Source organism: Blastomonas sp. 34TW (genome assembly GCF_059803595.1).
Map to the genome: position 1 here is coordinate 140,474 of NZ_JAPFGW010000010.1, position 24,767 is coordinate 165,240.

Annotated in this window: 25 protein-coding genes and 1 pseudogene; 16 read left to right on the forward strand and 10 right to left on the reverse strand. The window is 64.1% G+C overall.

The window, feature by feature from the left end:
- The first annotated feature begins 119 nt into the window (after positions 1 to 119).
- Entirely contained in the window at positions 120 to 803 is a 684-nt protein-coding gene (gene queC / locus OPU69_RS14045; protein WP_060978243.1) for a 7-cyano-7-deazaguanine synthase QueC, read from the forward strand.
- 105 nt (positions 804 to 908) lie between these two features.
- Here the strand turns inward: queC and OPU69_RS14050 are convergent, their stop codons facing one another.
- A complete protein-coding gene (locus OPU69_RS14050) occupies positions 909 to 1,232 on the reverse strand; it encodes a hypothetical protein (RefSeq protein WP_498511870.1) in 324 nt (107 codons plus the stop codon).
- Positions 1,229 to 1,939 carry a lipoyl(octanoyl) transferase LipB gene (lipB, locus tag OPU69_RS14055; RefSeq protein ID WP_498511872.1) on the reverse strand — a complete coding sequence of 237 codons (711 nt, stop codon included), beginning with the start codon at positions 1,937 to 1,939 and terminating at the stop codon, positions 1,229 to 1,231. The genes OPU69_RS14050 and lipB overlap by 4 nt, the downstream gene beginning before the upstream one ends.
- 109 nt (positions 1,940 to 2,048) lie before the next feature.
- On the opposite strand from lipB, the gene OPU69_RS14060 reads away from it, so the two are divergent.
- The 4 genes from OPU69_RS14060 to OPU69_RS14075 all read left to right on the forward strand — a co-directional run bounded on the left by OPU69_RS14060 (position 2,049) and on the right by OPU69_RS14075 (position 5,464).
- Complete coding sequence (locus tag OPU69_RS14060; RefSeq protein ID WP_060978240.1) at positions 2,049 to 2,810, forward strand: glycerophosphoryl diester phosphodiesterase membrane domain-containing protein; 762 nt, start codon at positions 2,049 to 2,051, stop codon at positions 2,808 to 2,810.
- 64 nt (positions 2,811 to 2,874) lie between these two features.
- Positions 2,875 to 3,444: a peroxiredoxin gene (locus OPU69_RS14065; protein ID WP_060978239.1), complete on the forward strand. Its 570-nt coding sequence runs from the start codon at positions 2,875 to 2,877 to the stop codon at positions 3,442 to 3,444.
- Positions 3,445 to 3,489: 45 nt separating this feature from the next.
- Entirely contained in the window at positions 3,490 to 5,019 is a 1,530-nt protein-coding gene (locus OPU69_RS14070) for an acyl-CoA carboxylase subunit beta (RefSeq protein ID WP_498511875.1), read from the forward strand.
- 109 nt (positions 5,020 to 5,128) lie between these two features.
- On the forward strand, positions 5,129 to 5,464 hold the full coding sequence (locus OPU69_RS14075; RefSeq protein ID WP_060978237.1) for a hypothetical protein: 336 nt from the start codon (positions 5,129 to 5,131) through the stop codon (positions 5,462 to 5,464).
- Between the two features lie 13 nt (positions 5,465 to 5,477).
- Here the strand turns inward: OPU69_RS14075 and OPU69_RS14080 are convergent, their stop codons facing one another.
- From OPU69_RS14080 to OPU69_RS14105, 6 genes are read right to left on the reverse strand one after another with little or no spacing between them, the layout of a single operon-like run.
- Positions 5,478 to 6,404, reverse strand: a complete 927-nt coding sequence (locus OPU69_RS14080) for an RDD family protein (protein WP_060978236.1) — start codon at positions 6,402 to 6,404, stop codon at positions 5,478 to 5,480.
- Entirely contained in the window at positions 6,404 to 7,420 is a 1,017-nt protein-coding gene (locus OPU69_RS14085) for a stage II sporulation protein M (RefSeq protein ID WP_498511877.1), read from the reverse strand. Before OPU69_RS14085 ends, OPU69_RS14080 begins: the two co-directional genes overlap by 1 nt.
- A gap of 11 nt (positions 7,421 to 7,431) precedes the next feature.
- Entirely contained in the window at positions 7,432 to 8,754 is a 1,323-nt protein-coding gene (locus OPU69_RS14090) for a DUF58 domain-containing protein (RefSeq protein ID WP_060978235.1), read from the reverse strand.
- Positions 8,751 to 9,707, reverse strand: a complete 957-nt coding sequence (locus OPU69_RS14095; protein WP_498511880.1) for an AAA family ATPase — start codon at positions 9,705 to 9,707, stop codon at positions 8,751 to 8,753. Before OPU69_RS14095 ends, OPU69_RS14090 begins: the two co-directional genes overlap by 4 nt.
- A complete protein-coding gene (locus OPU69_RS14100) occupies positions 9,704 to 11,017 on the reverse strand; it encodes a DUF4350 domain-containing protein (RefSeq protein ID WP_498511882.1) in 1,314 nt (437 codons plus the stop codon). Before OPU69_RS14100 ends, OPU69_RS14095 begins: the two co-directional genes overlap by 4 nt.
- Before the next feature lies 1 nt (position 11,018).
- Positions 11,019 to 11,663, reverse strand: a complete 645-nt coding sequence (locus tag OPU69_RS14105; RefSeq protein ID WP_498511884.1) for a hypothetical protein — start codon at positions 11,661 to 11,663, stop codon at positions 11,019 to 11,021.
- A 139-nt stretch (positions 11,664 to 11,802) separates the two neighbouring features.
- On the opposite strand from OPU69_RS14105, the gene OPU69_RS14110 reads away from it, so the two are divergent.
- A complete protein-coding gene (locus tag OPU69_RS14110) occupies positions 11,803 to 12,546 on the forward strand; it encodes a hypothetical protein (protein ID WP_498511886.1) in 744 nt (247 codons plus the stop codon).
- A 42-nt stretch (positions 12,547 to 12,588) separates the two neighbouring features.
- On the opposite strand, the gene OPU69_RS14115 is transcribed toward OPU69_RS14110, so the two are convergent.
- Positions 12,589 to 14,346, reverse strand: coding sequence for a class I adenylate-forming enzyme family protein (locus OPU69_RS14115; RefSeq protein WP_498511920.1), 1,758 nt, complete (start codon positions 14,344 to 14,346; stop codon positions 12,589 to 12,591).
- A gap of 276 nt (positions 14,347 to 14,622) precedes the next feature.
- Between OPU69_RS14115 and OPU69_RS14120 the strand changes: the two genes are divergently transcribed.
- The gene (locus OPU69_RS14120) at positions 14,623 to 15,360 is read left to right on the forward strand and encodes a Crp/Fnr family transcriptional regulator (protein ID WP_060978229.1); all 738 of its coding nucleotides are present in this window, start codon (positions 14,623 to 14,625) and stop codon (positions 15,358 to 15,360) included.
- Positions 15,361 to 15,529: 169 nt separating this feature from the next.
- Positions 15,530 to 16,510 (forward strand): annotated as a pseudogene (locus OPU69_RS14125) (sensor histidine kinase); the annotation flags it as partial.
- Positions 16,511 to 16,544: 34 nt separating this feature from the next.
- On the opposite strand, the gene OPU69_RS14130 reads toward OPU69_RS14125, so the two are convergent.
- On the reverse strand, positions 16,545 to 16,952 hold the full coding sequence (locus OPU69_RS14130; RefSeq protein WP_060978227.1) for a response regulator: 408 nt from the start codon (positions 16,950 to 16,952) through the stop codon (positions 16,545 to 16,547).
- 288 nt (positions 16,953 to 17,240) lie between these two features.
- Between OPU69_RS14130 and OPU69_RS14135 the strand changes: the two genes are divergently transcribed.
- The 8 genes from OPU69_RS14135 to OPU69_RS14170 all read left to right on the forward strand — a co-directional run bounded on the left by OPU69_RS14135 (position 17,241) and on the right by OPU69_RS14170 (position 24,765).
- On the forward strand, positions 17,241 to 19,061 hold the full coding sequence (locus OPU69_RS14135) for a DUF885 domain-containing protein (RefSeq protein WP_498511889.1): 1,821 nt from the start codon (positions 17,241 to 17,243) through the stop codon (positions 19,059 to 19,061).
- A gap of 72 nt (positions 19,062 to 19,133) precedes the next feature.
- Positions 19,134 to 19,433 (forward strand): DUF167 domain-containing protein, encoded by a 300-nt coding sequence (locus OPU69_RS14140; RefSeq protein ID WP_498511891.1) that lies wholly within the window; start codon positions 19,134 to 19,136, stop codon positions 19,431 to 19,433.
- Positions 19,434 to 19,515: 82 nt separating this feature from the next.
- Entirely contained in the window at positions 19,516 to 20,148 is a 633-nt protein-coding gene (locus OPU69_RS14145) for a lysophospholipid acyltransferase family protein (RefSeq protein ID WP_060978224.1), read from the forward strand.
- Positions 20,145 to 20,954: a DUF1295 domain-containing protein gene (locus OPU69_RS14150; RefSeq protein WP_498511893.1), complete on the forward strand. Its 810-nt coding sequence runs from the start codon at positions 20,145 to 20,147 to the stop codon at positions 20,952 to 20,954. Before OPU69_RS14145 ends, OPU69_RS14150 begins: the two co-directional genes overlap by 4 nt.
- Before the next feature lie 80 nt (positions 20,955 to 21,034).
- Positions 21,035 to 21,940, forward strand: coding sequence for a hypothetical protein (locus tag OPU69_RS14155; protein WP_498511895.1), 906 nt, complete (start codon positions 21,035 to 21,037; stop codon positions 21,938 to 21,940).
- Between the two features lie 99 nt (positions 21,941 to 22,039).
- A complete protein-coding gene (dmeF, locus tag OPU69_RS14160) occupies positions 22,040 to 23,056 on the forward strand; it encodes a CDF family Co(II)/Ni(II) efflux transporter DmeF (RefSeq protein ID WP_498511897.1) in 1,017 nt (338 codons plus the stop codon).
- Positions 23,057 to 23,104: 48 nt separating this feature from the next.
- Complete coding sequence (tyrS, locus tag OPU69_RS14165; RefSeq protein WP_498511898.1) at positions 23,105 to 24,328, forward strand: tyrosine--tRNA ligase; 1,224 nt, start codon at positions 23,105 to 23,107, stop codon at positions 24,326 to 24,328.
- Between the two features lie 98 nt (positions 24,329 to 24,426).
- Positions 24,427 to 24,765: a PilZ domain-containing protein gene (locus tag OPU69_RS14170; protein WP_060978220.1), complete on the forward strand. Its 339-nt coding sequence runs from the start codon at positions 24,427 to 24,429 to the stop codon at positions 24,763 to 24,765.
- Positions 24,766 to 24,767: the final 2 nt, after the last annotated feature.

Below are 24,767 nucleotides of genomic sequence, written 5' to 3' on the forward strand. Positions count from 1 at the left end.
CGGACTCGGTACGCTTTCCTCCATTCAGGTCGAGAGACCTCACTGGGCCGCCGGACCTGTCCGCGCGGCCCGATTTTTTTTGAATTGCCCGCACCGCGGCGGCGCAATATGCGCGAGGCATGACTGATCTGCGAAAAACCGCTGTCGTGCTGCTTTCCGGCGGCCTGGACTCCATGGTCTCTGCCGCCCGAGCCAAGGAGCAGGGCTTTGACGTCGCTGCGCTGACCATCGATTACAACCAGCGTCATCGGGTGGAAATCGAAGCTGCGCGCACGATTGCGGCACATATCGGCGCGGTACGGCATATCGTGCTGCCGCTCGATCTGCGCCAGTTCGGTGGATCGGCGCTTACCGACGATATCGACGTGCCGAAGACGGGCGTGGGCCAGGACATTCCGGTGACCTACGTGCCCGCACGCAACCTCATCTTCCTCTCGCTGACGCTCGGCTGGGCCGAGGCGCTGGGCGCGCGCGACATCTTCATCGGCGTCAACGCGCTCGACTATTCGGGCTATCCCGATTGCCGTCCCGAATTCATCCAGGGCTTCGAACGGCTGGCGGACCTTGCCACCAAGGCGGGCGATCAGGGCGAACCGTTCACCATCCATGCGCCGCTGCAATATCTGGGCAAGGCCGAGATCGCGGCCGAAGCGGTGCGACTGGGGCTCGATCCGGCGATGAGCTGGTCCTGCTACGACCCGCTGCCCGATGGCCGCGCCTGCGGCTTGTGCGACAGTTGCCGCCTGCGCAAACAGGGTTTTGCCGATGCCGGGTTGACCGACGGAACCGTGTACGCGGCTTGAAGCACCGTGCATTCCCGCGCTCACGGGGATTCCGCTTTTGCGCAGTCGCTGAAACAGGTAGCGGGCCCCCCGCCTGCGCGGGGGTGACGGCAAAACGTCGCGGATTTACTCCGCGATCGAGCCTTCGAGCTCCGGTTCGGCAGGCCTGGGCGCCGGTGGCGCTGGCCTGGGTCTCTCGGCAGGCTCAGCTTCCGCATCCACCGCCGCCGGTGCGACCGGCGCGGCAACACCCGGAACCGGTGGCAGGTCCGATGGATCGGCGAGCGGCGCGTCGTTGGGCAGCAGATCCAGATCGGGCAGTTCGTCGCTGATCGTGCCTTCGGGGGTGCTGCCCTGCGCGACCGCGGTCTTGTCTGCGGCTTCCTTCTGGCAAGCGGTCAAAGTCAGCGCCGCCAGCGCAATGGCAAGGACTGCAGGCTTCAGCGTCATTCGGTTCCCTTTCCGTTGGCCCCGCTTTGGCATGCGCCGCCCAAAGCTGCAAGAAACGCGTCCCGGTGCTTCTCCAGTGCTGCGTCGAGATCGGCCATCGTGGCGTTCACCCCCAGATCGGCCAGGCTAGTCACCGGATATTCGGCAATGCCGCACGGCACGATGCCGCCGAAATGCGCGAGATCCGGGTTCACGTTGACCGCGAAGCCGTGCATCGTCACCCAGCGGCGCACGCGGACGCCGATCGCGCCGATCTTGGCCTCCTGCCCAAGCCGATTGTCGGTCCAGATGCCGACGCGCCCCTCGGCCCGGCGCGCCGACACGCCCAGATCCGCCAGCGCCGCGATCACCCAGCCCTCGACCGCATGGACGAAACAGCGCACGTCCTTGCCGCGCCGACGCAGATCAAGCAGCACATAGCCGACGCGCTGGCCCGGCCCGTGATACGTGTAGCGCCCGCCGCGCCCCGTATCGAAGACCGGGAATTGCCGGCTCAGCAACTCGGCCGGATCGGCACTGGTGCCTGCCGTGTAGAGCGGCGGGTGCTCCAGCAGCCAGAGCAGTTCGCCCGCCTCGCCGCGCTCGATCGCCTGGTTGCGCGCCTCCATCTCGGCCAACGCTTCGGGATAAGGCGTCAGCCCGGACGACACGCGCCATTCGGGGGCTGCGATCGCCCCGGTTTCGACATCGCTCAAGCCTGGTGCCATATGTCCTGCCCATTGACGCGACGGATGGTGCGGCAAATGCCTTGCGCAGCATCCGTACGGCGTTTAGCGCAGGCCTTTAGTCGCTTTAGCCAGTGAGGCCAATCCCGCCATGACACGCAAGCTCGATCTTTCCGGCTGCTGGAACGACGTGATGCAGCTTTTCCGGACGCATCGCGAACTCCTGCTCAGCGTGGCGGGGGTGTTCATCCTGCTGCCCGGCCTGGCTTTTGCCATGTTCGTGCCGCCGCCGCAAAGCCCGCCCGATGCGGATCTGACGACGATCTATGCGAACATGCAAAGTTTCTACCAGGAGAATTTCGGCTGGATCATCCTTATCGGGCTGTTGAACGGTTTTGCCACCATCGTCATGCTGGTGCTGATGCTCGATCCCAGTCGCCCCAGCGTCAGCGAGGCGATGCGGCGCGGATTTTCGATCATCCTGCCCTATTATGCGATGGGCGTGCTGAGCGGCGTGCTGACGTTTCTCGGCTCGCTGGCATTCATTCTGCCGGGGATCTACATCTTCGTGAAGCTGATCGTCGCAGGACCGGTGATGGTGGCCGAGCGCGCCCACACGATCATCGCGCCGATGCGCCGATCCTGGGCGCTCACCAAGAACAATAGCGGGCGCATCTTGGTCTTCCTGCTGGTCGTCGCGGTGACAGCATTCTTCGTCTATATCACCAGCGTCACGGTGTTCGGCATCGTCATCCGGCTGGCTCTTGACGGCGAAATTGCCGGGACGCTGGTCACCCTGGTCGACGCGGTGATCAGCATGCTGCTGACCGTGCTGATGGTGTGCGTCTATGCCGGCATCTATCGCCAGCTCGCCGGCCCGGGTCCCGAGGATATTGCACGCGAATTTGCCTGACCGGGTGGAAACTCGGCACATGCTCCCTAAGTTGCCGCCATCACGATCAAAGGGGTTTTTCAACATGCGCGCATTTGCAATTTCGCTTTCCGCTCTTGCCCTCGCCACCGGCTCTGCTGCGATACTGGCCGAGGCCCCTGCCCTGGCTGCGGACGCCGGCAAGATCGCGATCGGCGGCAAGGCCCCGATGTTCACCACTACCGGGGCAAAAGCGGGCAAGGCCTACAAGCTCAGCCTCGCCAGCGAGCTGAAAAAGGGCCCGGTTGTCCTGTATTTCTTCCCCAAGGCCTTCACCAGCGGCTGCACCGCCGAGGCGCATGAGTTCGCCACGCGCATGGCGGACTTCAAGAAGGCGGGCGCGACCGTGATTGGCCTGTCGGCGGACGGGATCGACGAGCTCAAGAAATTCTCGACCGAGGCCTGCCAGAGCAAGTTCACCGTCGCCCAGGCCACGCCCGCGATGATCCAGGCCTATGGCGTCGGACTTGCGGGTCGCCCGAACATGACCGGACGCACCAGCATGGTCGTGGCTCCCAACGGCCGTGTCACCTTCGTGCACGACGACATGGACTATCGCGATCATGTCAAACTGACGCTCGGCGCGGTCCAGTCGATGGCCAAGAAAAAGGGCTGATATTCGTGCGTGACCGGCGGGAGCTGCCGCGCTAGCGTCGGCCCCATGAGTTGGCAGGAAGAGATCGACGAGCTTGCCCGGCGCCGTGCGCTGGCCGAGAAAATGGGCGGGGAAGACAAGGTCGCGCGGCAGCATGCGCGCGGCAAGATGGACGCGCGGGCGCGGATCGACGCACTGCTCGACCCGGGTAGTTTTCGCGAGATCGGCAAGATCGCCGGGCGCGGCAGCTATGATGAAAAGGGCGATCTGGTCGATCTCGCTCCCTCCAATTTCATCTTCGGGCGCGGCGATGTCGAAGGCCGTCCTATCGTCGCCAGCGCCGATGATTTCACGGTGCGCGGCGGTGCCGCCGATGCGGCGCTGCACCGCAAGTTCGTCCAGTGCGAGGCGATGGCGCACGAACTGCGCCTGCCGCTGGTGCGCATGATCGATGGCACCGGCGGCGGCGGATCGGTCAAGACGCTCGAGACGATGGGTTATACCTATGTGCCGATGGTGCCGGGTTGGGAGCATATCGTCACCAATCTGGAAACGGTGCCGGTGGTCGCACTGGCGCTCGGCCCGACCGCTGGCCTGGGCGCGGCGCGGACGGTGGCGAGCCATTATTCGGTGATGGTCAAGGGGCTGTCGCAGCTGTTTGCCGCCGGTCCCGCCGTCGCTGCCGCGATCGGCGAGACGGTCGACAAGGAGCAGTTGGGCGGCACGGAGATCCATTGCCGCAACGGCGTGGTCGACGAGGAGGTGGCGAGCGAGGCCGAAGCCTTTGCTGTCGCGCGGCGTTTCCTCAGCTATCTTCCTTCCTCGATCGACAGTCTGGCAGCGCGCACGCCTTGCGACGATCCTGCGGACCGGCGCGAGGAGGCGCTGCTTTCCGCCGTGCCGCGCGATCCGGGCCAGGTCTATGCTATGCGCCGCGTGCTGGCCCAGGTGTTCGATCACGGCAGCGTGTTCGAGATGGGCCGCCGCTGGGGCCGCGCGGTCATTACCGCATTCGCGCGCCTCAATGGCTGGCCGGTCGCCGTACTGGCGAGCGACCCCAGCTATCTGGGCGGCTCGTGGGAGGCGAAAACCAGCGAAAAGGCCGAACGCTTCGTCAAGCTCGCCGATCAGTTCCGCCTTCCGATCATGCATCTGGTCGACAATCCCGGCTTCATGATCGGCGCCGATGCCGAGCGCGCGGGCACGATCCGCTATGGCGTCAACGCGATGAACGCAATCTATCGTGCCAGGGTGCCGCTGGCCTCGGTCATCGTCCGGCGCGCCTATGGCATCGCGGGTTCGGCCATGTCGAATGCCGAACGCTTCCAGTATCGCTTTGCCTGGCCCAGCGGCGACTGGGGATCGCTGCCGATCGAGGGCGGGGTGGAGGTTGCCTACAAGTCCGAGCTTGAAGCGAGCGCCGATCCTCAGGCGCATCTTGCGGCGATCCGCGCCCGGCTCAACAAGGTGCGCAGCCCGTTCCGCAGCGCCGAGCATTTTTCTGTCGAAGATATCATTGATCCGCGCGACACGCGGCCGTTATTATGCGAGTTCGCGGACCTAGCCTGGGCAAGACTCTCGGCAGGTCGGGCATAGCCACCAGGCTTTGCGATATGCTTAACGCGGCGCATGCCAGTTTCTTCAAGCCCGCCTTAACGCCGGCCATGGCATCTTCAGCCTGAAAAACTATCAGGACCCCCGTGCCATGATCAACAATTCAGACCCCCCAGGCTCGCCGACGATGCGGACGGTCTATATCCGTCCGAACTATCAGGCGAATGATGTCGCGCCGCGCAATACCGACCCTGCCCCCGCACGGCCGGTGAACGACGGCGTCATCAATCTCATCAACCGCCCCACGGCGCCCAGCGGCGCGATGGAGAGCCTTGCCAAGGCCGCAGCGGCTGCCGAGCTTCCGCAAAAGCTTGACGATTTCGCACGTCAGGTCGCCAAGTCGATGCTGGGCGATCCCGAACAGGCGATGCGGACCTTGCGCCCGCCTACGGCAGAGCAGGTCACCGGATTGCTCGGCGCCGCCTGACACCTGCACTGCATCAGCTGTTCTTGTCCGCGCGCCTTCGGCCGAAACGCATGCCGCGTTCCAGCCGGGCGCGCAATTGCGTGTAATAGGCCTCCAGAAACGCGCGCTCGTCGCCGACCGGCGCTGTCCAGCCGATCTTGCTGCAAATCGTCGTCGCCACCGCCTGCATCGACTCGGCATTGGCCGTCCGCAGAACCTGTTCCAGCGTCTGCAGTTCGTATTCGCCATAGACCGCAAGCTCGGCTTCGGTGAACCGGTAGCGATCGGAAGGAAGCGCTGCGATCAGGTCATTTTCGGGCACCCCTGTCGCCACCAGTCCCGCCAGCTGCGCCTTTGGCGCCTGCACCACCCAGGTTCCCGCGATCAGGTCGCCGCAGCGCAGCCGATCCTTGTTGAGCAGCGGGAACAGCGCGAAACTGCCGACCCAGAACAGGCCCGCCCAGGCCGCGAACTCGCTGAGCGAGCCCTGAATTCCGCTCGACGTCATGAACATCACCGGCAGGAACAGCTCGATATCGCGAAGCAGGTTGCGCGCGATCACCGCCTCAGCGGTCAGCCGCCCGCCATCACGCACAGCGACGCGAATGCCTAGTGCGCGCTTGCCCCAGGTCGCCGCGCGCTGGCCCAGCTCAAAATACAGGAAATAGGCGTTCCGCGCGAGAAACGTGCCGATGATGAACAGCACCACGAGAAAGCCGCCGATGCTGTCGGGTATGGATGGCAGATTGGCGCGTTCGAACATCCAGACAGTCAGCACGAGTGCCAGGATGAAGGCGATATACATCCCGAACAGAGCGGCCAGATCGATGAGCAGCGCACCCGCACGCGCGCTCGCCGATGCCACCTGGACATCGAGCGCGACGCCCTCGGGCGTGATCAGGGTGCGCTGAAGCCTCGCATCCCTGCCCCGCGTCCGGCCCAGATCGGCAGCGCCCGCCATCAGGCCCGCCTCGGGCGGAAAGCGAAGAAATAGGCGAGCCACAACGCCAGGATGCCATAGCCGATGGCATAACGGATCGCCGTCGACTGAATCAGCTGACGGCCAAAGCCCTCGAGCAAGCCGGCGCAGATCAGCATCACGACAACACCCGCCATGACTTGCGCAGCAGTCCGCCCCGCCTGGCTGAGCGCGACCATATGGCTGCGCTGCCCGGGAAATCCGAGGGCACGGCCGATATGCAAGCCCGCCGCCCCGGCGAGCAGGATCGCAAGCAATTCGGTCGTGCCGTGGATCGACAGCCAGCCGATGAACTCGACCGCAAGCCCGCGCGAGGCGAACAGCCAGACCATCGCGCCGAGCCCGACCATGTTGTACACGAGCAACAGGATCGACGGTACCCCGAAGGCGAAACCCAGCGCGAAGGCCATGATGGCCACCTGCGCGTTATTGCTGAACAGATAGGCGGCAAACACCCCCAGGCCATCGCCATCGGTCTCGCCGAACAGCGTGCTCAGCAGCGCCTCGCGCGAGGCGCCAGGCACACGGACATCGCTGAACTGCGCCGGGACGAGCCGGAAATACCAGTCGGTCTCGGCATCGACGAGGAAGAAGCCGAGTACGGCACCTGCCATCATCGCTGCCAGCGCAACCAGCAGATCGGGCCAGATGGCACGCACAGCGCGGCTGAGCCCACCGCCGAAAAAGCTGCGGCACCAACCGCCAAGGCTGGTGCGGGTGCCATAGACCATGAAATAGGCGCGCAGCGTCAGCGATTCGAGATAGGCGATCAGCCCGGCGTCGAGCGAGCTTTCGCGGGCAATCGACAGGCTGGACAGCAGGTTGCGGTAGAGCACCGGCAGCGCCAGCACGTCGTCATCGGACAGCTTGCGGAGCTTGCCTTTCTCCATGGCGGTGACCATCGCATCGAGCCGCTGCCAGTCGCCCTCGCGTTCCAGCCGGAAGCGGTCGCTGCGCAGCGCGGCGGCCGCCACCGCCTGTCCGCCTGGGGATTTCATCACCGCCTCGCTCATAGCTGCCCGCGGCGCTTGATCTTGAGATAGGCGTTCATCAGCCGCGTGCCGATCTCGTCATGCCGCCCCTCGATCACATCGATGCCCATGTGCCGCAGCCGCGTGATGACCAGTCGCCGCTGCGCCAGCAAGCTGGCAGCGGCAACGCTTTCGGCCACCTTCTCGCTCGTCGCGGGCGCCTGATCGACTATCGACAGCAGTTCCTCATCCTCCATCGCGACGAACAGAAGCAGATGCCGGTCGATCAGCCGCCCGACCGATTCAAGCATCAGTTCGGCGCTGGTTGGGTCGGTAAAATCGGTGAACACCACGATCAGCGATCGCCGCTGCAGCTGCGCGGCCAGCGTCGACAGCGCCAGCGTATAGTTGCTTTCCTCGAAGCGATAATCGATCCCCGCCGCCTCGGACTGCAGGCGGAAGAAATTGCGGCTCCCGGAAATGAACGGTGTCGCGCGCTCGGGCTGGGCAGCAAAGGAAAACAGCCGCACCTGATCACCCGCCTTGAGCGCGACATAGCTGGTCAGCAATGCTGCGGAAACAGCACGATCGATGCGCGGCAGGCCCGCGACCGGCTCGCACATGTCCGATCCGCTATCGAGCGCGAAAACGATCTGGTTGTTGCGCTCGGTATCATATTCGCGCGCGAGCAGCTTAGAATGGCGCGCCGAACTTTTCCAGTCGATCGAACGGCGGTCGAAGCCGGGCTGATATTCGACCAGAGCCTCGAACTCGCTCCCCTCGCCGCGGATTTGGCGCGCCAGGATGCCGTAGATCGCCTCCTTGATGAAAACCTGCAAAGCGGGCGCGCGCACCGCCGCGATATCGGGCAGGATGGCGATGGTCTCTCCGCTCGGGCGCACGTCCTGCCGCCAGCCCAGACCCAGCGGCCCCTGCCAGCGCAGCCATAGCCGCTCGATCTCCAGCGCGCCGCGCCGCACCGGCGACAGCGCGAATTCGCCGCGCAGCGCGGCCTCCGGTCCCGATCTTTGCAAACTTGCAAAGCCCCTGCCGCCGGGCACGATCCGGCTGGTCACCGCCAGGCTCGCCTCGGCGCGCGCGATCGGCACCTGCGCGGCCAGTTCGGCCTCGATCGCGATCCGCACCTCGCTCCCCAGTTCGCTGCTGGCCGGCACGATCAGTTCGACATGCCGTGCCTTGCCCGCGATCAGCGCATCGAGCAGCGCGAGCAGCAGCACCGCGCCCGACCAGGCCGGGCCGAGCGGCCACAACCCGGGCGCGAACGCCGCCAGCAGAATCGCCAGCGGCGCCCCGCCCGCGATCAGCAGGCCCGCGCGCAAGGTGGGATAGGCTCCGATCAACGCGGCGCCTCGGTGCGTTCGACCAGATCGGCGACGATGGTCTCCACCCGGCGACCTTCGATCTCGGCGGCGGGCGACAGCAAGGTGCGATGACGCAGCACCGAGGCAGCGAGCTGCTTGACATCATCGGGGATCACATAATCGCGCCCCTGCAGCGCTGCCCGCGCGCGCGCCGCATTGGCGAGCATGATCGCCGCGCGCGGAGAAGCGCCGCTTTCGAAATCCGCAGTTTCACGCGTCGCGCGCACCAGCCGCACGATATAGGCGACCACCTCGTCGACCAGCTTGACCTCGCTGACGGCGGCGCGCGCTGCACTCAACGCATCGGGCGTCACCTGAGGCTGGATGGCAAAGGCATCGGGCCGCTGCACGCCGCTGCGCTTGCCATATTCGGCGACGATCCGCGCCTCTTCGTCCGCATCGGGATAGCCGACCAGCAGCTTGAACAGGAAGCGATCGAGCTGCGCTTCGGGCAGCGGGTAGACGCCCTGCTGCTCGATCGGGTTCTGCGTCGCCACCACCATGAAATGCGAGGACAGCGGGTGCCGCGTACCGTCGAGCGTGACGCTGCGTTCCTGCATCGCTTCCAGAAGCGCCGCCTGGGTCTTGGGCGGGGTGCGGTTGATTTCGTCGGCCAGCAGCAGATCGGTGAAGATCGGCCCGCGCGTCAGCGTGAACTGGCTGGTCTGGAAGTTGAACAGGTTGGAGCCGACAATATCCCCCGGCATCAGATCGGGCGTAAACTGGATGCGCCCGTAATCGAGCGACAAGCACGCGGCAAAGCACTGCGCCATGAAGGTCTTGGCGGTCCCCGGCGGGCCTTCGAGCAGAACATGGCCGTTCGAGAGCAGCGCGATCAGCAGATGATCGATAATCTCGTCCTGGCCGATGATCGCCTTGGCCATCTCTGCGCGGATACGATCCCCCAATGCGTTGATATCGGCCAAGTTCATCCCATTCTTTCCTTTTTCCAGCGATAGAAGGCGCGCGCTGCGGCCGCGATGGCCGGACGGTCGCGCGCGCTTCGCAAATTTGCAATGAGGGTCTCGTAATCGCGCCCGTCGCTATCAGCGGGCACGAGGGACAGTCGCGCATCGACCTGCTCCGCCGGCAGCGCCGACGGCAGACCCAGCGCGCGCGCCGCCCTGTCGCGCAGCAGATCGGCATAGGCCGGTCCGATAAGGTGCTCGCGCCCCAGCCTGCGCACCAGAGACGCGCTGCCCTTGACGAGCGCCGTCTTGCCAAAGCCGAACGGCGGTTCTTCGGAGAGCGACGGGCCGAAGCGGAAGAACGCCATCCAGGCAAAGGCGATCGCCGCCAGCACCAGGCTCGCCACCGCGCCGACAAAGGGCGGACGAAACGCGACCGAAAGCAGGTTCTCCGAGGCGCCGAGGCCGTTTTGGGTCAGGTCGAACACCACGCCCTCCCCGCCGCCGGACCAGGCCGAATCGATGATGTTCAGCGCCTGTTCGGCCGTCTTGCGGTTCGCAAGACCCAGATTGTTCATCAGATCCGCATCGGCGACAATGACGACCGGGTAGCGCCCCTGCGCTATGCCGGATGCCTGGGGCGCTTCGTCGGGCGCGTCGGGATCGAGCGAGGGATACCAGCCGCCATCGTCGATCACCGCCACCCGCGCCGCGCCCGTCTCAGCATCGGCGAGCACGGTCTTGAGCTTGTCGCCGCTGATCGTGACGCGCGACTTGAGCGCCTGTTTGAGCATCGCGTTCTTCTGATCGGCACTGTCGGGCTGGACGAACAGCATCGAAGCAAGCCGACTGTCGACGCCTTCGATCCGGGTCTTCACGGCGACCAGCCGAGCCAGCACCTGCGGCGCCTGAAGCGCTGCAAAAGTCGAATCAAGCTGGACCCAGCCCCGCTGCATCCCATCGAGCGGCGTCACCTGCCATTTGGGCAGGATGATGATCGTCGGCCCGGTGAAGGCGCGCTGTTCCACCATGGCCTGCAATTCTTCAGGATCGCTGCTCAGCTGCGGCGTGACGATCAGCAAATCCTGCTGCGAAGCGGCGGCCGGATTGCGGCCATAGCTGACCGGCGTGCCCGTCTTTTCGAGCAGATGCGCCAGCGCCGAATAGCCGACCAGGCTCGACGATGCGCCATGCGCCTGGCCATTATTGCCCGATTTGAGCGCACCCTCCGCGCCCAGCGCGTAGAGCAGTGCGATGAAGGCTGCGAAACCGATCGCGAACATCAGCAGCACCGTGCCGCGCGCAAAAGGGTTGGCGTTGGTTTCTGTCGCCATTTCAGCCGCCGTCCAGCGCAAAGGCGCGATAGGCTTCGCGCGAACTGTCCCAGGCGCTTCGATCGAGCGGACGCCGGGCGAAGAAGCTCGCTTCGACATGTCCCGCGATCACGCCGAATGCCTGGCGCGCGCGCTGCGACAGCGCATCGAACGCGCCGATCTCGCGCGTGGTCGTCGAAGGCCGCAGCAGGTCGGGGCGCTTCTCGGCAATATCCTCGATCGACCGATAGAGCAGCAGATGCGCGGCCTCATCGAAGCGACCTTGCGCAGCCAGCCGGTCCGCCTCTTCGAGCAGCGCGCGAGCCTGCGTCTGATCGGGCACCCAATCGGGCTGGGCCGCGCCGCGCCGCTCGCGCCAGTCGGCGATATAGGGGACGAGGATCACCCACAGCAACGCCAGCACGCCGACGACCAGCGCCACCAGAAGCAGCTTGCTGAGCCACGGCCAGGCGGCAGCCAGCGCCTGAGCAATCGGTTCGAGTAACTTGGCTAGCCAGCGCGAGACATCCTCCCACCATTGCGGCGGCGGATCGGCGGGCTTTGCGAATTCGGGGGCGAACTGAATGCTGGCATCCCCACGCACCTGCTCATAGGCCGCATCAAAGCCTTCGCGGCGGGGTGCATCAAGGACGGGGCCAGCGGTCACGCCGGTTTGATCGCAGAAGCGATGCGCATGGGCAAGGAAGTTTGCATATGCCGAACCGCACTGGACCTGAATTGTTCTGGTGTTAGGCTGTGGTCAGAACAAGAAACGGTCGCTTGGGACATTCAACGGGAGATTTGACATGGCCAGCCAGCCAGCCGAGTTCAGCATATCCAATGTCTTCAATAACACCTTCGGCGTGATTGGACGGAATGCGGCGATCTTTTTGGGGCTTTCGCTGGTCATTGTCGGCCTGCCGCAGTTGGGCATAGGCATGTACGTGACGCCTGCCGCTAGCGATCCGACTGCGCTTTTCACCAGTGCCGGGGCGATCGTTACCAGCATTGTCGGCTATTTTGCGTTCCTGTTTCTCTCGATCATCCTGCAAGCCTCGCTGATCGTTGCATCGGCGAACGACATTGCCGGAAAACCCGTCAATTTCGGTGAATGCGTCAGCCGAGCTGTCGCCAAGCTGCTGCCGCTGATCGGTCTCGGAATCGTCGTCGCCATCGGCATCAGCATCGGCCTGGTCATGCTGATCGTTCCCGGCATCATCCTCTATCTGATGTGGATGGTCGCCGTACCCGCAATGATGGTGGAGAATCTAGACGTCAGCGGCGCTCTCGGCCGCAGTGCTGCCCTGACCAAAGGCTCACGGCTCAAGCTCCTCGGCCTGATTATTGTGTTCATCATCTTCAGCTGGATCATTGCCATCCCCATCGGCCTGGTCTCGATGATCAGCCCCAGCCTGTCGATCGTGACCAGCGCGCTGCTGAGCACGGTCAGCGCTGCCGTGGGCGCAGCGGGGATCGCCGCCGTCTATATCGAATTGCGCGCCACCAAGGAAGGCGCGAGCACCGAACAGCTCGCCAGCGTCTTCGCCTGATGCGATGTCCGGGCACTGCCGCCAGCGCCCGGACGCGGGACGTCAGCCGAACAGTCCGGCCAAATCCTTCTTCAGGATCTTGCCATTGGCGTTGCGCGGCAGCGTCTCCTTGCAGAACACGATCCGCACCGGCACCTTGAACGCGGCGAGCCGCTCGCGCACCCAGGCCTGAAGCTCCGCCTCGCTCGCCTCGGCACCGGGGGCGAGATGCACCACCGCGGCCGGCTCTTCGCCCAAGGTGCGATGCGGCAGGCCGATCAGCGCTGCGTCGGTGACCGCAGGGTGATCATAGAGCACGTTCTCGACCTCGGACGAGTAGATATTCTCGCCGCCCCGGATGATCATGTCCTTGGCGCGATCGACGATATAGCAGAAGCCCTCCTCGTCGAGCCGCGCCAGGTCGCCGGTGCGCACCCAGCCATCGACAAAGGTCGCCGCTGTCGCCTCGGGCTTGTTCCAATAGCCTTTCACGATCTGAGGGCCCCGCGCCCAGAGCTCGCCCACCTGCCCCACGGGCAGTTCGGTCTGGCCATCGGCGTCCATGATCTTGAGGTCGCTCACGGGGACGGCGGGGCCGCAGCTGTCAGGACGGTTGAGATAATCCTCGGCCGTGTGGCTGGTCACGGTCGCCATCGTCTCGGTCATGCCCCAGCCATTGCCGGGCAGTGCGCCGAACACCTCGCGAATCTTGCGCACCAGCTCGGGCGCGGACGGCGCGCCGCCATAGGAAATCGACTTGAGCGAGGACAGATCGTACTTGTCGCGATCGGGATGCTCGATCAGCTGCCAGGCGATGGTCGGCACACCGCCGGTCGCCGTCACCTTCTCGCGCTCGATGATCTCCAGCGCGCGCGTCGCATCCCATTTGTGCATGAACACAAGGGTCGATCCGGCGAACATTACCCCGGTCATGCCCGCGCTGCACGCGGTGACATGGAACAGCGGGATGACGGTGAGCAGCACCGCAGGTTCGGGCGCGGGCGGCGACTCGCCTCGGCGCAGCGACGAACGCACCCCGGCATAGGCGGTGGTGAGGATATTCGTCGTCATGTTGCGATGGCTGCCGAGCGCACCCTTGGGATTGCCGGTGGTGCCCGAAGTGTAGAAGATCGTCGCCGCATCGTCGGGCGCGATTTCGACTGGCGGAAGCTCGGCCGGGGCCAGCTCGGCATAGGCGGGCGGCGCGCCGATCACGTCCTCCAGCGCCTTGGCCCCATGCCCCAGTTCGCCCTGGCTCCGGCTGATCAGCATCGCTTGGAGCGCGTCCAGTTCAGCGAGATGCGGCGCGATGCGATCCAGCCGCTCGGCATCGGCGATCATCAGCTTCGCGCCCGAGTCCTTGAGGCCGTACGCCAGCTCCTGTCCCGTCCACCAGGCGTTGAGCGGCACCGCGATCGCGCCGATGCTGACGATTGCGAAAAAAGCGACCGGCCACTCGGGCAGGTTGCGCATCGCCAGCGCTACACGGTCTCCCTTGCCGATCCCCGCTTCGGTCAGATGCTGCGCCAGCGTCGCGGTGGCACGGAACCAGGCGTCGTAGCTGACCCGCTCGCCCTCATAGATCAGGAAGGTCTTCTCACCGTGGCTGCGCGCGATCTGCGCCAGCGCGGCAAGGCTTGGCGGCGCGTTCTTCCAGCAGCGCGTGGGCACGCCTTCCACCTCGACCGTTTCCATCTCGAACGGCTGGCCGGGCGCGCACAGCATCGCCTCGATCTGTTTCAGCGACAAGGCGGGCCAGCCTTCCGGCGCGCTCCAGCTCTGGCTGGTGGCAACGGGGCTGGTCGGGCTCTCGGTGAGCATGGGCAAGCGATCCTCTCGTTTTTGAATTTACGTTTGCGTCAAGTCTATGGAATTGGCCGCGACACGCAATGGCTGATTTTCAGGATCATTTACCCTGCTGGCGCGTACCTGGTTTTTGCGGGAGTCATTGCAAATATAACATATGTTAATAACTTGATTCTGCTGGATATTTGTAGCTGCACGCCTAAAAGCACGCGTGCCGAGTATGAGACCAGGTTGAATTGACGGGGCGGTTCGGCGGGTCGGCTGGACGCCCCTATCTGCAGGAGCCCGACCATGTCAGACAGTTGTTTCGTTGTCCGGCTGAACCGTTATCTTGACCTTACCCCCACCGAGAAAAAGGCTGTCGCCAGCCTCGAGCGCGAGCCTCGCGACTATCCGTCGGGCAGCATGCTTTGGCAGGAAGGCGATGATCTTTCCGAGCTGCTGATCGTGCATCAAGGCTGGGCGCTTTCGGAAAGCAGGCTGCCCGCGGGCAAGCGACAGATCCTGCGCTTTCACTTTTCGGGGGACATGATCGGCGCGTCCGGCATCGCGTTTCGCGATGCGCCGTCGAGCATCGTCGCGGCGACCGACATGGTGGCATGCCGCTTCCCGCGCCGCGCGCTGGGCGAGACGTTCATCGAGCATCCGCGCCTTGCCGCCTTGTTCTTCTCGATCAGCCAGATGGAAAGCATTGACCTGTACGACCGGTTGCGCGCCCTGGGGCGCAGCGAGGGCAAGGCGCGGCTTGCCAACCTGTTCCTGTCGATCGCCGCGCGGATGCGCGCCGTCAGCGGGCAGCACAATTCGGTAATCCGCATTCCGCTGACCCAGAGCGATCTCGGCGATGCGGTCGGACTGACCCAGGTGCACGTCAATCGGCTGATCCGGCAAATGACCGAAGAAAAACTGATCACACGGAACCGCAGCACCGTCACATTGGTTGACGAGCCGAAGCTGATCGAGCTCGCCCGGTTCGTAGATCGCTTTAGTGCGCTCGATTCCAGCTGGTTCCCATCGCCTCGAGGATAGTCGAGGCACCCAAATTGCACTTTGGCGGGTCGGTCCGCTAGAAAGCTGATCGATGTCTGAACTCGACTTTCTCGCCCACGCCTTCAAGGTTACTCGCGCCAACGGCGCTGACAACGGCGAGAACGGGGTCGTCGATGCCCGCGACACGCTGCAACGGATGAACTCCGCGTTCCGCATCCTGACCGACGCGATGCCGCAGATGGTGTGGTCGACCCTGCCCGATGGCTATCACGACTATTATAACGCTCGCTGGTACGAGTTCACCGGCGTTCCCGCCGGATCGACCGACGGCGAGGGCTGGAACGGTATGTTCCATCCCGACGACCAGGACCATGCGTGGAGCATCTGGCGGCATTCGCTGGCCACCGGCGAACCTTATGAGGTGAACTATAGGCTGCGCCACCATAGCGGCGAATATCGCTGGACGCTGGGCCGCGCGCTCCCGTTGCGCAATGCCAAGGGCGAGATCGTCCGCTGGATCGGAACCTGCACCGATATCCATCAATCCAAGATGATCGCCGAGGAAAACGAGGTGCTCAGCCGGGAACTGAGCCACCGGATCAAGAATATCTTTGCGGTCATCAACGGCCTGATCGGCATGTCGGCGCGGCAGAACCCGGAATTGCGACCGATGGCTTCGGAATTGCAGGATCGAATCGCCGCGCTGGGGCGCGCGCACGAATTCGCCCGGCCCCACAGCGAACAGTCGCGCCCTGTCACCATCGAATCCTCGCTCAGCGGCTTGCTCACCGAAATCCTGGCGGCCTATCCCGCCCTGGGCGAAGGACGGCTGACAATCTGCGGCGACGACCCTCAAATCGACGACCGCAGCGCCACCCCCATCGCGCTGGTATTCCATGAGCTCGCCACCAATTCCGCGAAATACGGCGCCTTGTCATCAGTCACAGGTTCGGTTGCGATCCAGGTCGCGCAGGATGACGATATGGTCTCGATCAACTGGATCGAGACGGATGGCCCCGCAGTGGCGGGAGAGCCGGCAGCGACCGGGTTCGGTACGCGCCTCGTTCAGCTTGCGATCACGCAGCAGCTTGCGGGCTCAATCGAGCGTCATTGGCTGCCACAGGGGCTGCGCGTCGACATGCGCGTTTCGGCTGGCAGGCTGAAGCGCGCCGAGGGAGCGCCGGTCTGACTTGCGAAGCCTGGTACGCCGGTCCCGACGGATATCAGTGTGAAAGCAGCGTCAGCCCCGCAGGCGGCGTCGGCGTCGGCCCGCCATCGCGCGCGGCCAGCGCAAAATCGACGGCTTCAACGACCTGGCGGCTGTCCGCGGGCTTGATCATCACGCCCAGCGCGCCGGGGATCGGGACATCGATCTGGCGCGGGTTGGCCGTCACGAAAATCACCGTGCAGCCGATCTCCTTGCCGAGCCAGGCACCGATCGAAGGGCCGGTTGCGCCATCGCACAGGTTGATATCGACCAGGGCGACAGTCGGCGCCCGTTCAGCCAGGCGCATCGCCGATTTCCAGTCATCGCCGACGCCAACGACCTCATAACCTGCATCCTCGAGCCCGACCTGCATGTCGAGCGCGACGAGGAATTCGTCTTCAATGATGAGGATACGGGCAGTCATGGTGATAGCGTTGTCATCTTCCTGGGGACCGGGCCAATCCGGTCGGCTTCTGGGACATCAAACCATTGGCGTGGCATAAAGTTTCATCGATAAGTTGATCCATGTTAATCGAGCGCATCAATTCATCGCGCTTTTCCGTGCTGGCTTTCCACGAACGCTAGCTCCGGTTCGACCAGCGGATAACGGCACGATTGCCGCACGGTTAATCGCGTGTTAGCGGCATCGTATACGCTCCCGTCCCAAGTCAGGGGCCGATGGCGCGCTCATACAAACGGGGAATTTCTTCACATGCCATCCTTCCGCCAGACCATGCTGCTGCTGGCCAGTGCCGCGCTTGCCGCGCCGCTCGCAACCACGCCCGTGCTCGCGCAAAACCCGACCCAGGCTGCCCCGCAATCGGAGGATGCGCGGCTGACCGCGCTGTTTGCCGCCGACGACGAAGCGAGCCTGAAGCGCAACCCGCTCAACGGCCTCTTCCGCGGCGATACCCGCTATGCCGATCGGCTCGGCGATTATGTCACCGACGCTTATTTCGATGGCGAACGCAAGGCGGCCGAGGACAATCTGGCAGCGCTGGCGAAGATCGATCGGGCCAAGCTGACCGCAACCAATCAGCTGGCCTATGACATTTTCGAGCGCAACCAGAAGGATACGATCAAGGGTCTGTCCGCCGACTATCTGCCGCTGACGGTGGTCCGGCCGATCAACCACTTTTTCGGCTTTCACACATTCTACCCGAATTTCGCATCGGGCACCGGAACTGCGCCGTTCAAGACCGTCGCCGATTACGAGAACAACCTGAAGCGTCACAAGGAGTTCGTGACCCTGCTCGATCGCTCGATCGAGCGGTTCAGGCAGGGCCAGGCCTCGGGCGTGGTCGAGACCAAACTCACCATCCGCAACGTGATCGAGCAGCTCGACACGCAGCTCGCGCAGAAGCCCGAGGAATCCCCCTATTTCGGCCCGGTGAAGCAGTTTCCAGCCGATTTCAGCGAGGCGGACAAGGCGCGTTTCACCGAAGCCTATGCCAAGACGATCACCGACGACATCTATCCGGCCTACAAGCGGCTGCGCGATTATCTCGCCAACGAGTATCTGAAGGATGCACGCGAGGGCGTCGGCCTCAAGTACATGAAGGGCGGCGACAAGCTTTACGCCTATCTGATCGAGCAGACCACCACCCTGCCCCTGACTGCAGATGAGGTCCACAATCTGGGGCTGAGCGAAGTCAAGCGCATCCTGACCGAGATGGAAGCGATCAAGACCGAGGTCGGTTTCAAGGGCACGCTGCCGGAATTCTTCAACTATCTGCGCACCGACCCGAAGTTCAAGATGCCGACCCGCGAGGCGCTGACCCAGGGCTATTACGATATCGGCAAGAAGGTCGATGCGGTCATTTCGACCCAGTTCAAGGTGCTGCCCAAGACCCCGCTGGAAATCCGCCCCTATGAGGAATTCCGCGAGAAGTTCGAGGCGGGCGGCAGCTATCAGTCGGGCAATCCCGATGGGTCCCGCCCGGGCATTTTCTATTTCAACGCCTATGACCTGCCCAGCCGCACCACCCCGGGCATGACCACCTTGTACCTGCACGAGGGCGCGCCGGGTCATCATTTCCAGATCAGCCTGGCACAGGAAAACGAGGCGCTACCCGCGTTCATGCGCTTCGGCGGCAACACCGCCTATGCCGAAGGCTGGGCGCTCTATGCGGAGAAGCTGGGCTATCCGATGGGGCTGTTCACCGATCCGTATCAGCGCTTCGGTCATCTCGACGACGAGATGCTGCGCGCGATGCGGCTGGTGGTCGACAGCGGCATCCATTCAAAGGGATGGACCCGCGAACAGGCGATCAAGTACATGCTCGACAATTCGTCAATGGGCGAGACCGACGCGACCGCCGAGGTCGAACGCTATATCGCGATCCCCAGCCAGGCGCTGGCCTACAAGATCGGCGCGCTGACCATCCAGCGGCTGAAGGCCAAGGCCGAAAAGGAACTGGGCCCGAAATTCGACCCGCGCGAGTTCCACGACCAGGTGCTCAACACCGGCGCACTGCCGATGAGCGTATTGGAAGCGAAGATCGACCGCTGGATCGCCGCAACCAAGGGCTGACATCCCCTGCCTGCGTCACAAGCTTCGCAAGATCACAAGGCCCCGCCCTGGCGCACCGTGCCGGGCGGGGTCTTGCTGTTTGTGCGAGCGACGCCGCGCGCGAACCGCAGCATGGTGGCGGGCGTCGGTCAGGACGCCGATGGGCGGCCGGTCTTGCAGCTTCGGATCGCCGCACCGCCCGTCGATGGAGCCGCCAATGCAGAATTGATCGCGCTGATCAGCACGGCTTTGCAAGTTCGCAAACGCGATGTGACGGTGCAATCCGGCGCTACCGGCCGCGCCAAGCAATTGGTCGTAAAAGGCGACAGTGCCAGGCTGATTGCGCGATTGGAGAACTTGATTCGGGATGACGCCGCCAGATCGGCGCAATAACATTTGCCAGCCTGCCGCATCTTATGCAGTGTTTGCCCCGTAGCTGGCACAGGTTCAGCACTGGGGGCAGGCACATACGATCATGGACATCCAGCACGACGCTTGGCCACCGCGCACCGATGACCGTCCGCCTACGTTTCTTTCCCGCATCGTGCGACGGTTGCTGCTGCTGCTCTATCGCAGCCATGGCTGGCGCGCCGAGGGCGTGGTGCCCGAGCCGCGCCGCTTCGTCATCATCGCCGCGCCGCATACGAGCAACTGGGATTTCCTCTACTTCCTCGGCTTGACCGGCGATCTCGGCATCAAGGCGCATTTCATGGCCAAGACCTCGCTGTTCCGCTGGCCGCTCGGTCGGTTCATGCGCGACATGGGGGGCGTGCCGGTCGAGCGCAGCTACAATCGCGGCCAGGTGCAGCAGATGGTCGAGGAATTCGCGCGGCGCGACGAATTCATGCTGACCATCGCACCCGAGGGCACGCGCGGCAGCGTCCGCCAGTGGCGCACTGGCTTCTACCAGATCGCGCTCGCCGCGCGCGTGCCGCTGGTCTGCGGGCTTATGGATTATGGCCGCAAGGTCGGCGGACTGGGCCCCGCGATCATGCCTACCGGCGATTATGCCGAGGACATGAAGAAGATCATGGAATTCTACAAGAGCGTGACCCCGCGCCACCCCGATCGCGCGGGCACCGACATCATCAAGGACAGCCGCCTGTGAGCCCCGTGACCGACGCCATTCCGCTGTTGCTGCACAATCTGGTGCTGATTTTCGGCGTCATGATCGTGCTGTGGGGCGTTGCCGTCGCGATCAAGGACGTATCGTTCATCGATGCCGTGTGGCCGATGGGTATGGTGCTGCTCGCGGCCACCACCTTCTGGCTGAGCGGCGCGGCCTCGCCGGTGGCGGTGATGCTGCTTGCCCTGACCGCGATCTGGGGACTGCGGTTGGGGCTTCACCTGTTCGTGCGCTGGCGGCGCAATGGCGTCGATCCGCGCTATGCCAAGATCATCGCTTCGGCGAAGGATAAAAAGGGCTGGAGCTTTGCCAAGACCGCGCTGCTGCAGGTCTTCCTGCTTCAGGGACCGCTGCTGTTCATGGTCTGCCTGCCCGCGCAGGTCGGGATCTGGCGCGGAGGCGAGCTGGGACCTCTGGCGCTGCTCGGATGCCTGATCGCGCTTGTCGGCATCGCGTTCGAGACCATCGGCGATGCGCAGCTCGAGACATTCCGTGCAAACCCGGCCAACAAGGGCAAGGTGCTCAACACCGGCCTGTGGCGCTACACGCGCCATCCCAATTATTTCGGCGACGCGTGCACCTGGTGGGGCATCTGGCTGGTCGCCGCCTCGACCGGCTGGGACGTGGCGCTCGCCAGCCTGGTCGGGCCGCTGTTCCTCAATTTCACCCTGGTCAAATGGAGCGGCGCCGCGATGCTGGAACGCGGCCTGAAGAAGACGCGCCCCGATTATGCCGACTATATCGCGCGCACCTCGTCCTTCTTTCCGATGCCGCCACGCGGAGAGTGAAATCGCCCTGTTGATTACCCACTCTTAAGCCTTGTGCGATAGTGTCTGTCGCGAAGCGAAATTGCAGGCAGCGCCAATCCATGACCAGACCGCTCGACGATGTATCCGCGATGATCGCCCAGAGCCGCGCGCTTGGGCCGGACGAGACGCTCGCACTGCGCCGCGTGGTGTGGCCCGATGGCCGGATCAGCGCGAACGAGGCCGCCATCCTGTTCGAACTCAACCGTGCCAGCAGCGCGCCGAGCAGCGAATGGGTCGATTTCTTTGTCGAGGCCATCACGGCCTATGTCGTCGAGCAGGCCGAGCCGCGCGGCTGTGTCAGCGATGAGAATGCCGACTGGCTGATCGCGGCGATCGATCAGGACGGCCGGGTCGATACGCTGGCCGAGCTCGAACTGCTGGTGAAGGTGTTGGAAAAGGCCGAGAACGCACCCGAACGCCTGAAGCGCTATGCGCTCGACCAGATCCGCTTCGCCGTCCTGAACGGCGAAGGTCCAACGCGCTGCGGCGGAGGTCTGACGCCGGGCAGCATCGGCACCACCGAGGTGCGGTTGCTCCGCCGCGTGCTCTACGCGACCGGAGGCCAGGCGCCTGCGCATATCAGCCGCGAAGAGGCCGAACTGCTGTTTGCGATCAAGGACGCCACGCTTGCCGGCCAGAACGCGCCCGAATGGCAGACGCTGTTCGTCCAAGCGATGCGGCTGCATCTGATGACCGACCAGCGCTTCCGTGCGCTCAGCCGCGAGGATGCGGTACGTCTCCATGCGTTCATGGCCGATACCAGGGCCGGCATGGGAAGCTTTTTCGGGCGCATGTTCCGGTCGCTGGGCGATGCCCCTGCCCGGCCGGCCATGGCGACGCCTTTGCCGGTCGCGGAGGAAGGCATCAGCGCAGAAGAGGACAGCTGGCTGCAGGCGATGGTCGAGGCCGACGGCGCGCTCGATCCGCTCGAACGCGCGCTTCTCAAGGCTCTGGCCGAGGATTGACGCCATCGCTCTTGCGCTGAGCGCCCGCTGCTGACAGTTTGGACGGACAAGCCGGAAAGCATATCCGGCAAAACCCCTGTCATCTGCGGAACTGTCGCCATGCATCACGATGCCGCGCTCGAGAAACTGACGCACGATCATGTCTTTGCCGGGGCCCGCGCCGACGAGAGCGAGCGCCGCACCTGGTATGTCGTTGCGCTGACCGCTGTCACCATGATCGCCGAGATTGCTGGCGGCTGGTGGACCGGATCGATGGCGCTGCTTGCCGATGGCTGGCACATGGGCAGCCATGTCGCGGCGCTGGGTCTTGCAGGTTATGCCTATCATTTTGCGCGCACCCATGCCGATGACCGGCGCTTCTCGATGGGCACGGGCAAGGTCGGATCGCTCACCGGGTTCAGCAGCGCACTGCTGCTGGGCGTGGTCGCGCTGCTTATGGTCTGGGAATCGGGGCACCGGCTGCTCGATCCGGTCGCGATCGACTATCGCGCCGCCATCATCGTCACGGTGATCGGCCTGGCGGTCAATGTGGCCAGCGCCTTCCTGCTCGGCGGGCACGAGCACCATCATGGCCACGAACATGGCCATGAAAACGGGCATTACGATCATGACCATGACCATGACCATGATCACGGCCATCACGATCACGCACATCATGCCCATCATCATGACCACAACCTTCGCGCTGCCTATGTCCACGTGCTGACCGACGCACTGACCTCGGTGCTGGCGCTGGTCGCACTGGGCGGCGGCTTGTGGCTGGGCCTGGCCTGGCTCGACCCGCTGATGGGGATCGTCGGCGCAGCCGTCATCCTGTGGTGGGCGGCAGGGCTGGTGCGCCAGTCGTCGCGCGTGCTGCTCGACATGGAAGCCAACCCGGCGATCGCGCAGCAGATCCGTCAGCGGATAGAGGCCGATGCCGACAATCGCGTCGTCGATCTGCACCTATGGCAGGTCGGCACCGGGCACCTTGCGCTGATCGTCTCGCTCGCCACGCATTTCCCGCGTCCGCCCGCGCATTATCGCGCGCTGCTGGGCGACATGCCCGCATTGTCGCACTGCACGTTCGAGATCATCCCTTGCGACGATGCACGCTGCTCGCCCGCACCGGGGTGACAAGCATCCTTTTCGCCTGCCTTTATCGATGCTAAGCGCGCCGCCATCATGAACCAATATTCCTCCGATCTGCTCCGCCTGCTCGATGCGCGCGGCTATATCCACCAGCTGACCGATGCAGCCGCGCTCGACGCGCTGGCGACAAAGCAGGTCGTGCCCGGCTATATCGGGTTCGATCCGACCGCGCCGTCGCTGCATGTCGGGTCGCTGGTGCAGATCATGCTGCTGCGCCGCCTGCAGCAGACCGGGCACAAGCCGATCGTCGTCATGGGCGGTGGCACCGGCAAGATCGGCGATCCCAGCTTCAAGGACGAAGCGCGGCGGCTGCTGACCACCGACACGATCGCGTCGAATGTCGCGTCGATCAAGCGCGTATTCGAGCGCTTCCTGACCTTTGGCGACGGTCCCACCGACGCGATCATGGTCGACAATGCCGAATGGCTCGACAAGCTCGAATACATCCCGTTCCTGCGCGACATCGGCCAGCATTTCTCGATCAACCGGATGCTGAGCTTCGACTCGGTGAAGCTCAGACTCGACCGCGAGCAATCGCTGAGCTTTCTCGAGTTCAACTACATGATCCTTCAGGCCTATGATTTTCTGGAGCTGTCGCGCCGCGTCGGTTGCCGGTTGCAGATGGGCGGGTCGGATCAATGGGGAAATATCGTTAACGGCATCGAGCTGGCGCGCCGTGTCGACGGCACCGAGGTCTATGGTGTGACCACGCCGCTGATCACGCTCGCCGATGGCGGCAAGATGGGCAAGACCGAGAAGGGTGCGGTCTGGCTCAACGAGGATGCGCTGCCCGCTTATGATTACTGGCAGTTCTGGCGCAACACCCAGGATGCCGATGTCGGCAGGTTCCTGCGCCTGTTCACCGATCTGCCGCTCGACGAGATCGCAAGGCTTGAAGCGCTGCAAGGTTCGGAAATCAACGAAGCCAAGAAGGTGCTCGCGGATGCGGCGACCGCTATGTGCCGCGGGTCCGAAGCTGCGAAAGCTGCAGCGGAAACCGCACGCGCGACGTTCGAACAGGGTCAGGCAGGCGGCGATCTGCCCAGCATCCGCGTTCCCGCCGAAGGGATGTCGATCGTCCAGGCGAACACCGCGCTCGGCTTCACCGCATCGAACAAGGAAGCCAAGCGCAAGATCGAGGAGGGCGCCGTCAGGGTTAATGGCGAGAAGGTGCAATCCTTTGAATTCATGGTTAAAGCCGGTGACAAGGTGAGCCTGGGCCAGAAGAAGCATGGACTTGTGCTGGCCGAGGATTGACATGCCGAGCCCCAAGTAACCGGTGGCACCATTTACACTTTGTTGGTAAATTTGCTCGAAGGTGACCTTCAGCAAACATGCTTCAACGGGTGGAAAATATGTCCAGGGGTGCGAAACTAGCCGTCGTCGAAAAACGCCAGGCGGCGCGACATGTCGTCAGTCATCCGACGATCGCGGAGCATCGGCATCTGGGCGATATCAAGACGCATATCGTCAACATTTCCGCGAACGGTTTCATGACCGAAGGCGAAATGCCGCTGGCCAAGGGCGAGCGCATCACTGTCCGACTTCCCGTCATCGGGCGGATCGAAGCGCACCTCATCTGGTCGCTCGGCGGTCGTGCCGGCTTCCAGCTCGAACGCGTCATCCGCTTGAACGAGTTCAACCAGATGGTCGAGCAGCTGGGCGGTAGCCCGCCGCCGTTCGGGCGCCGTTAAAG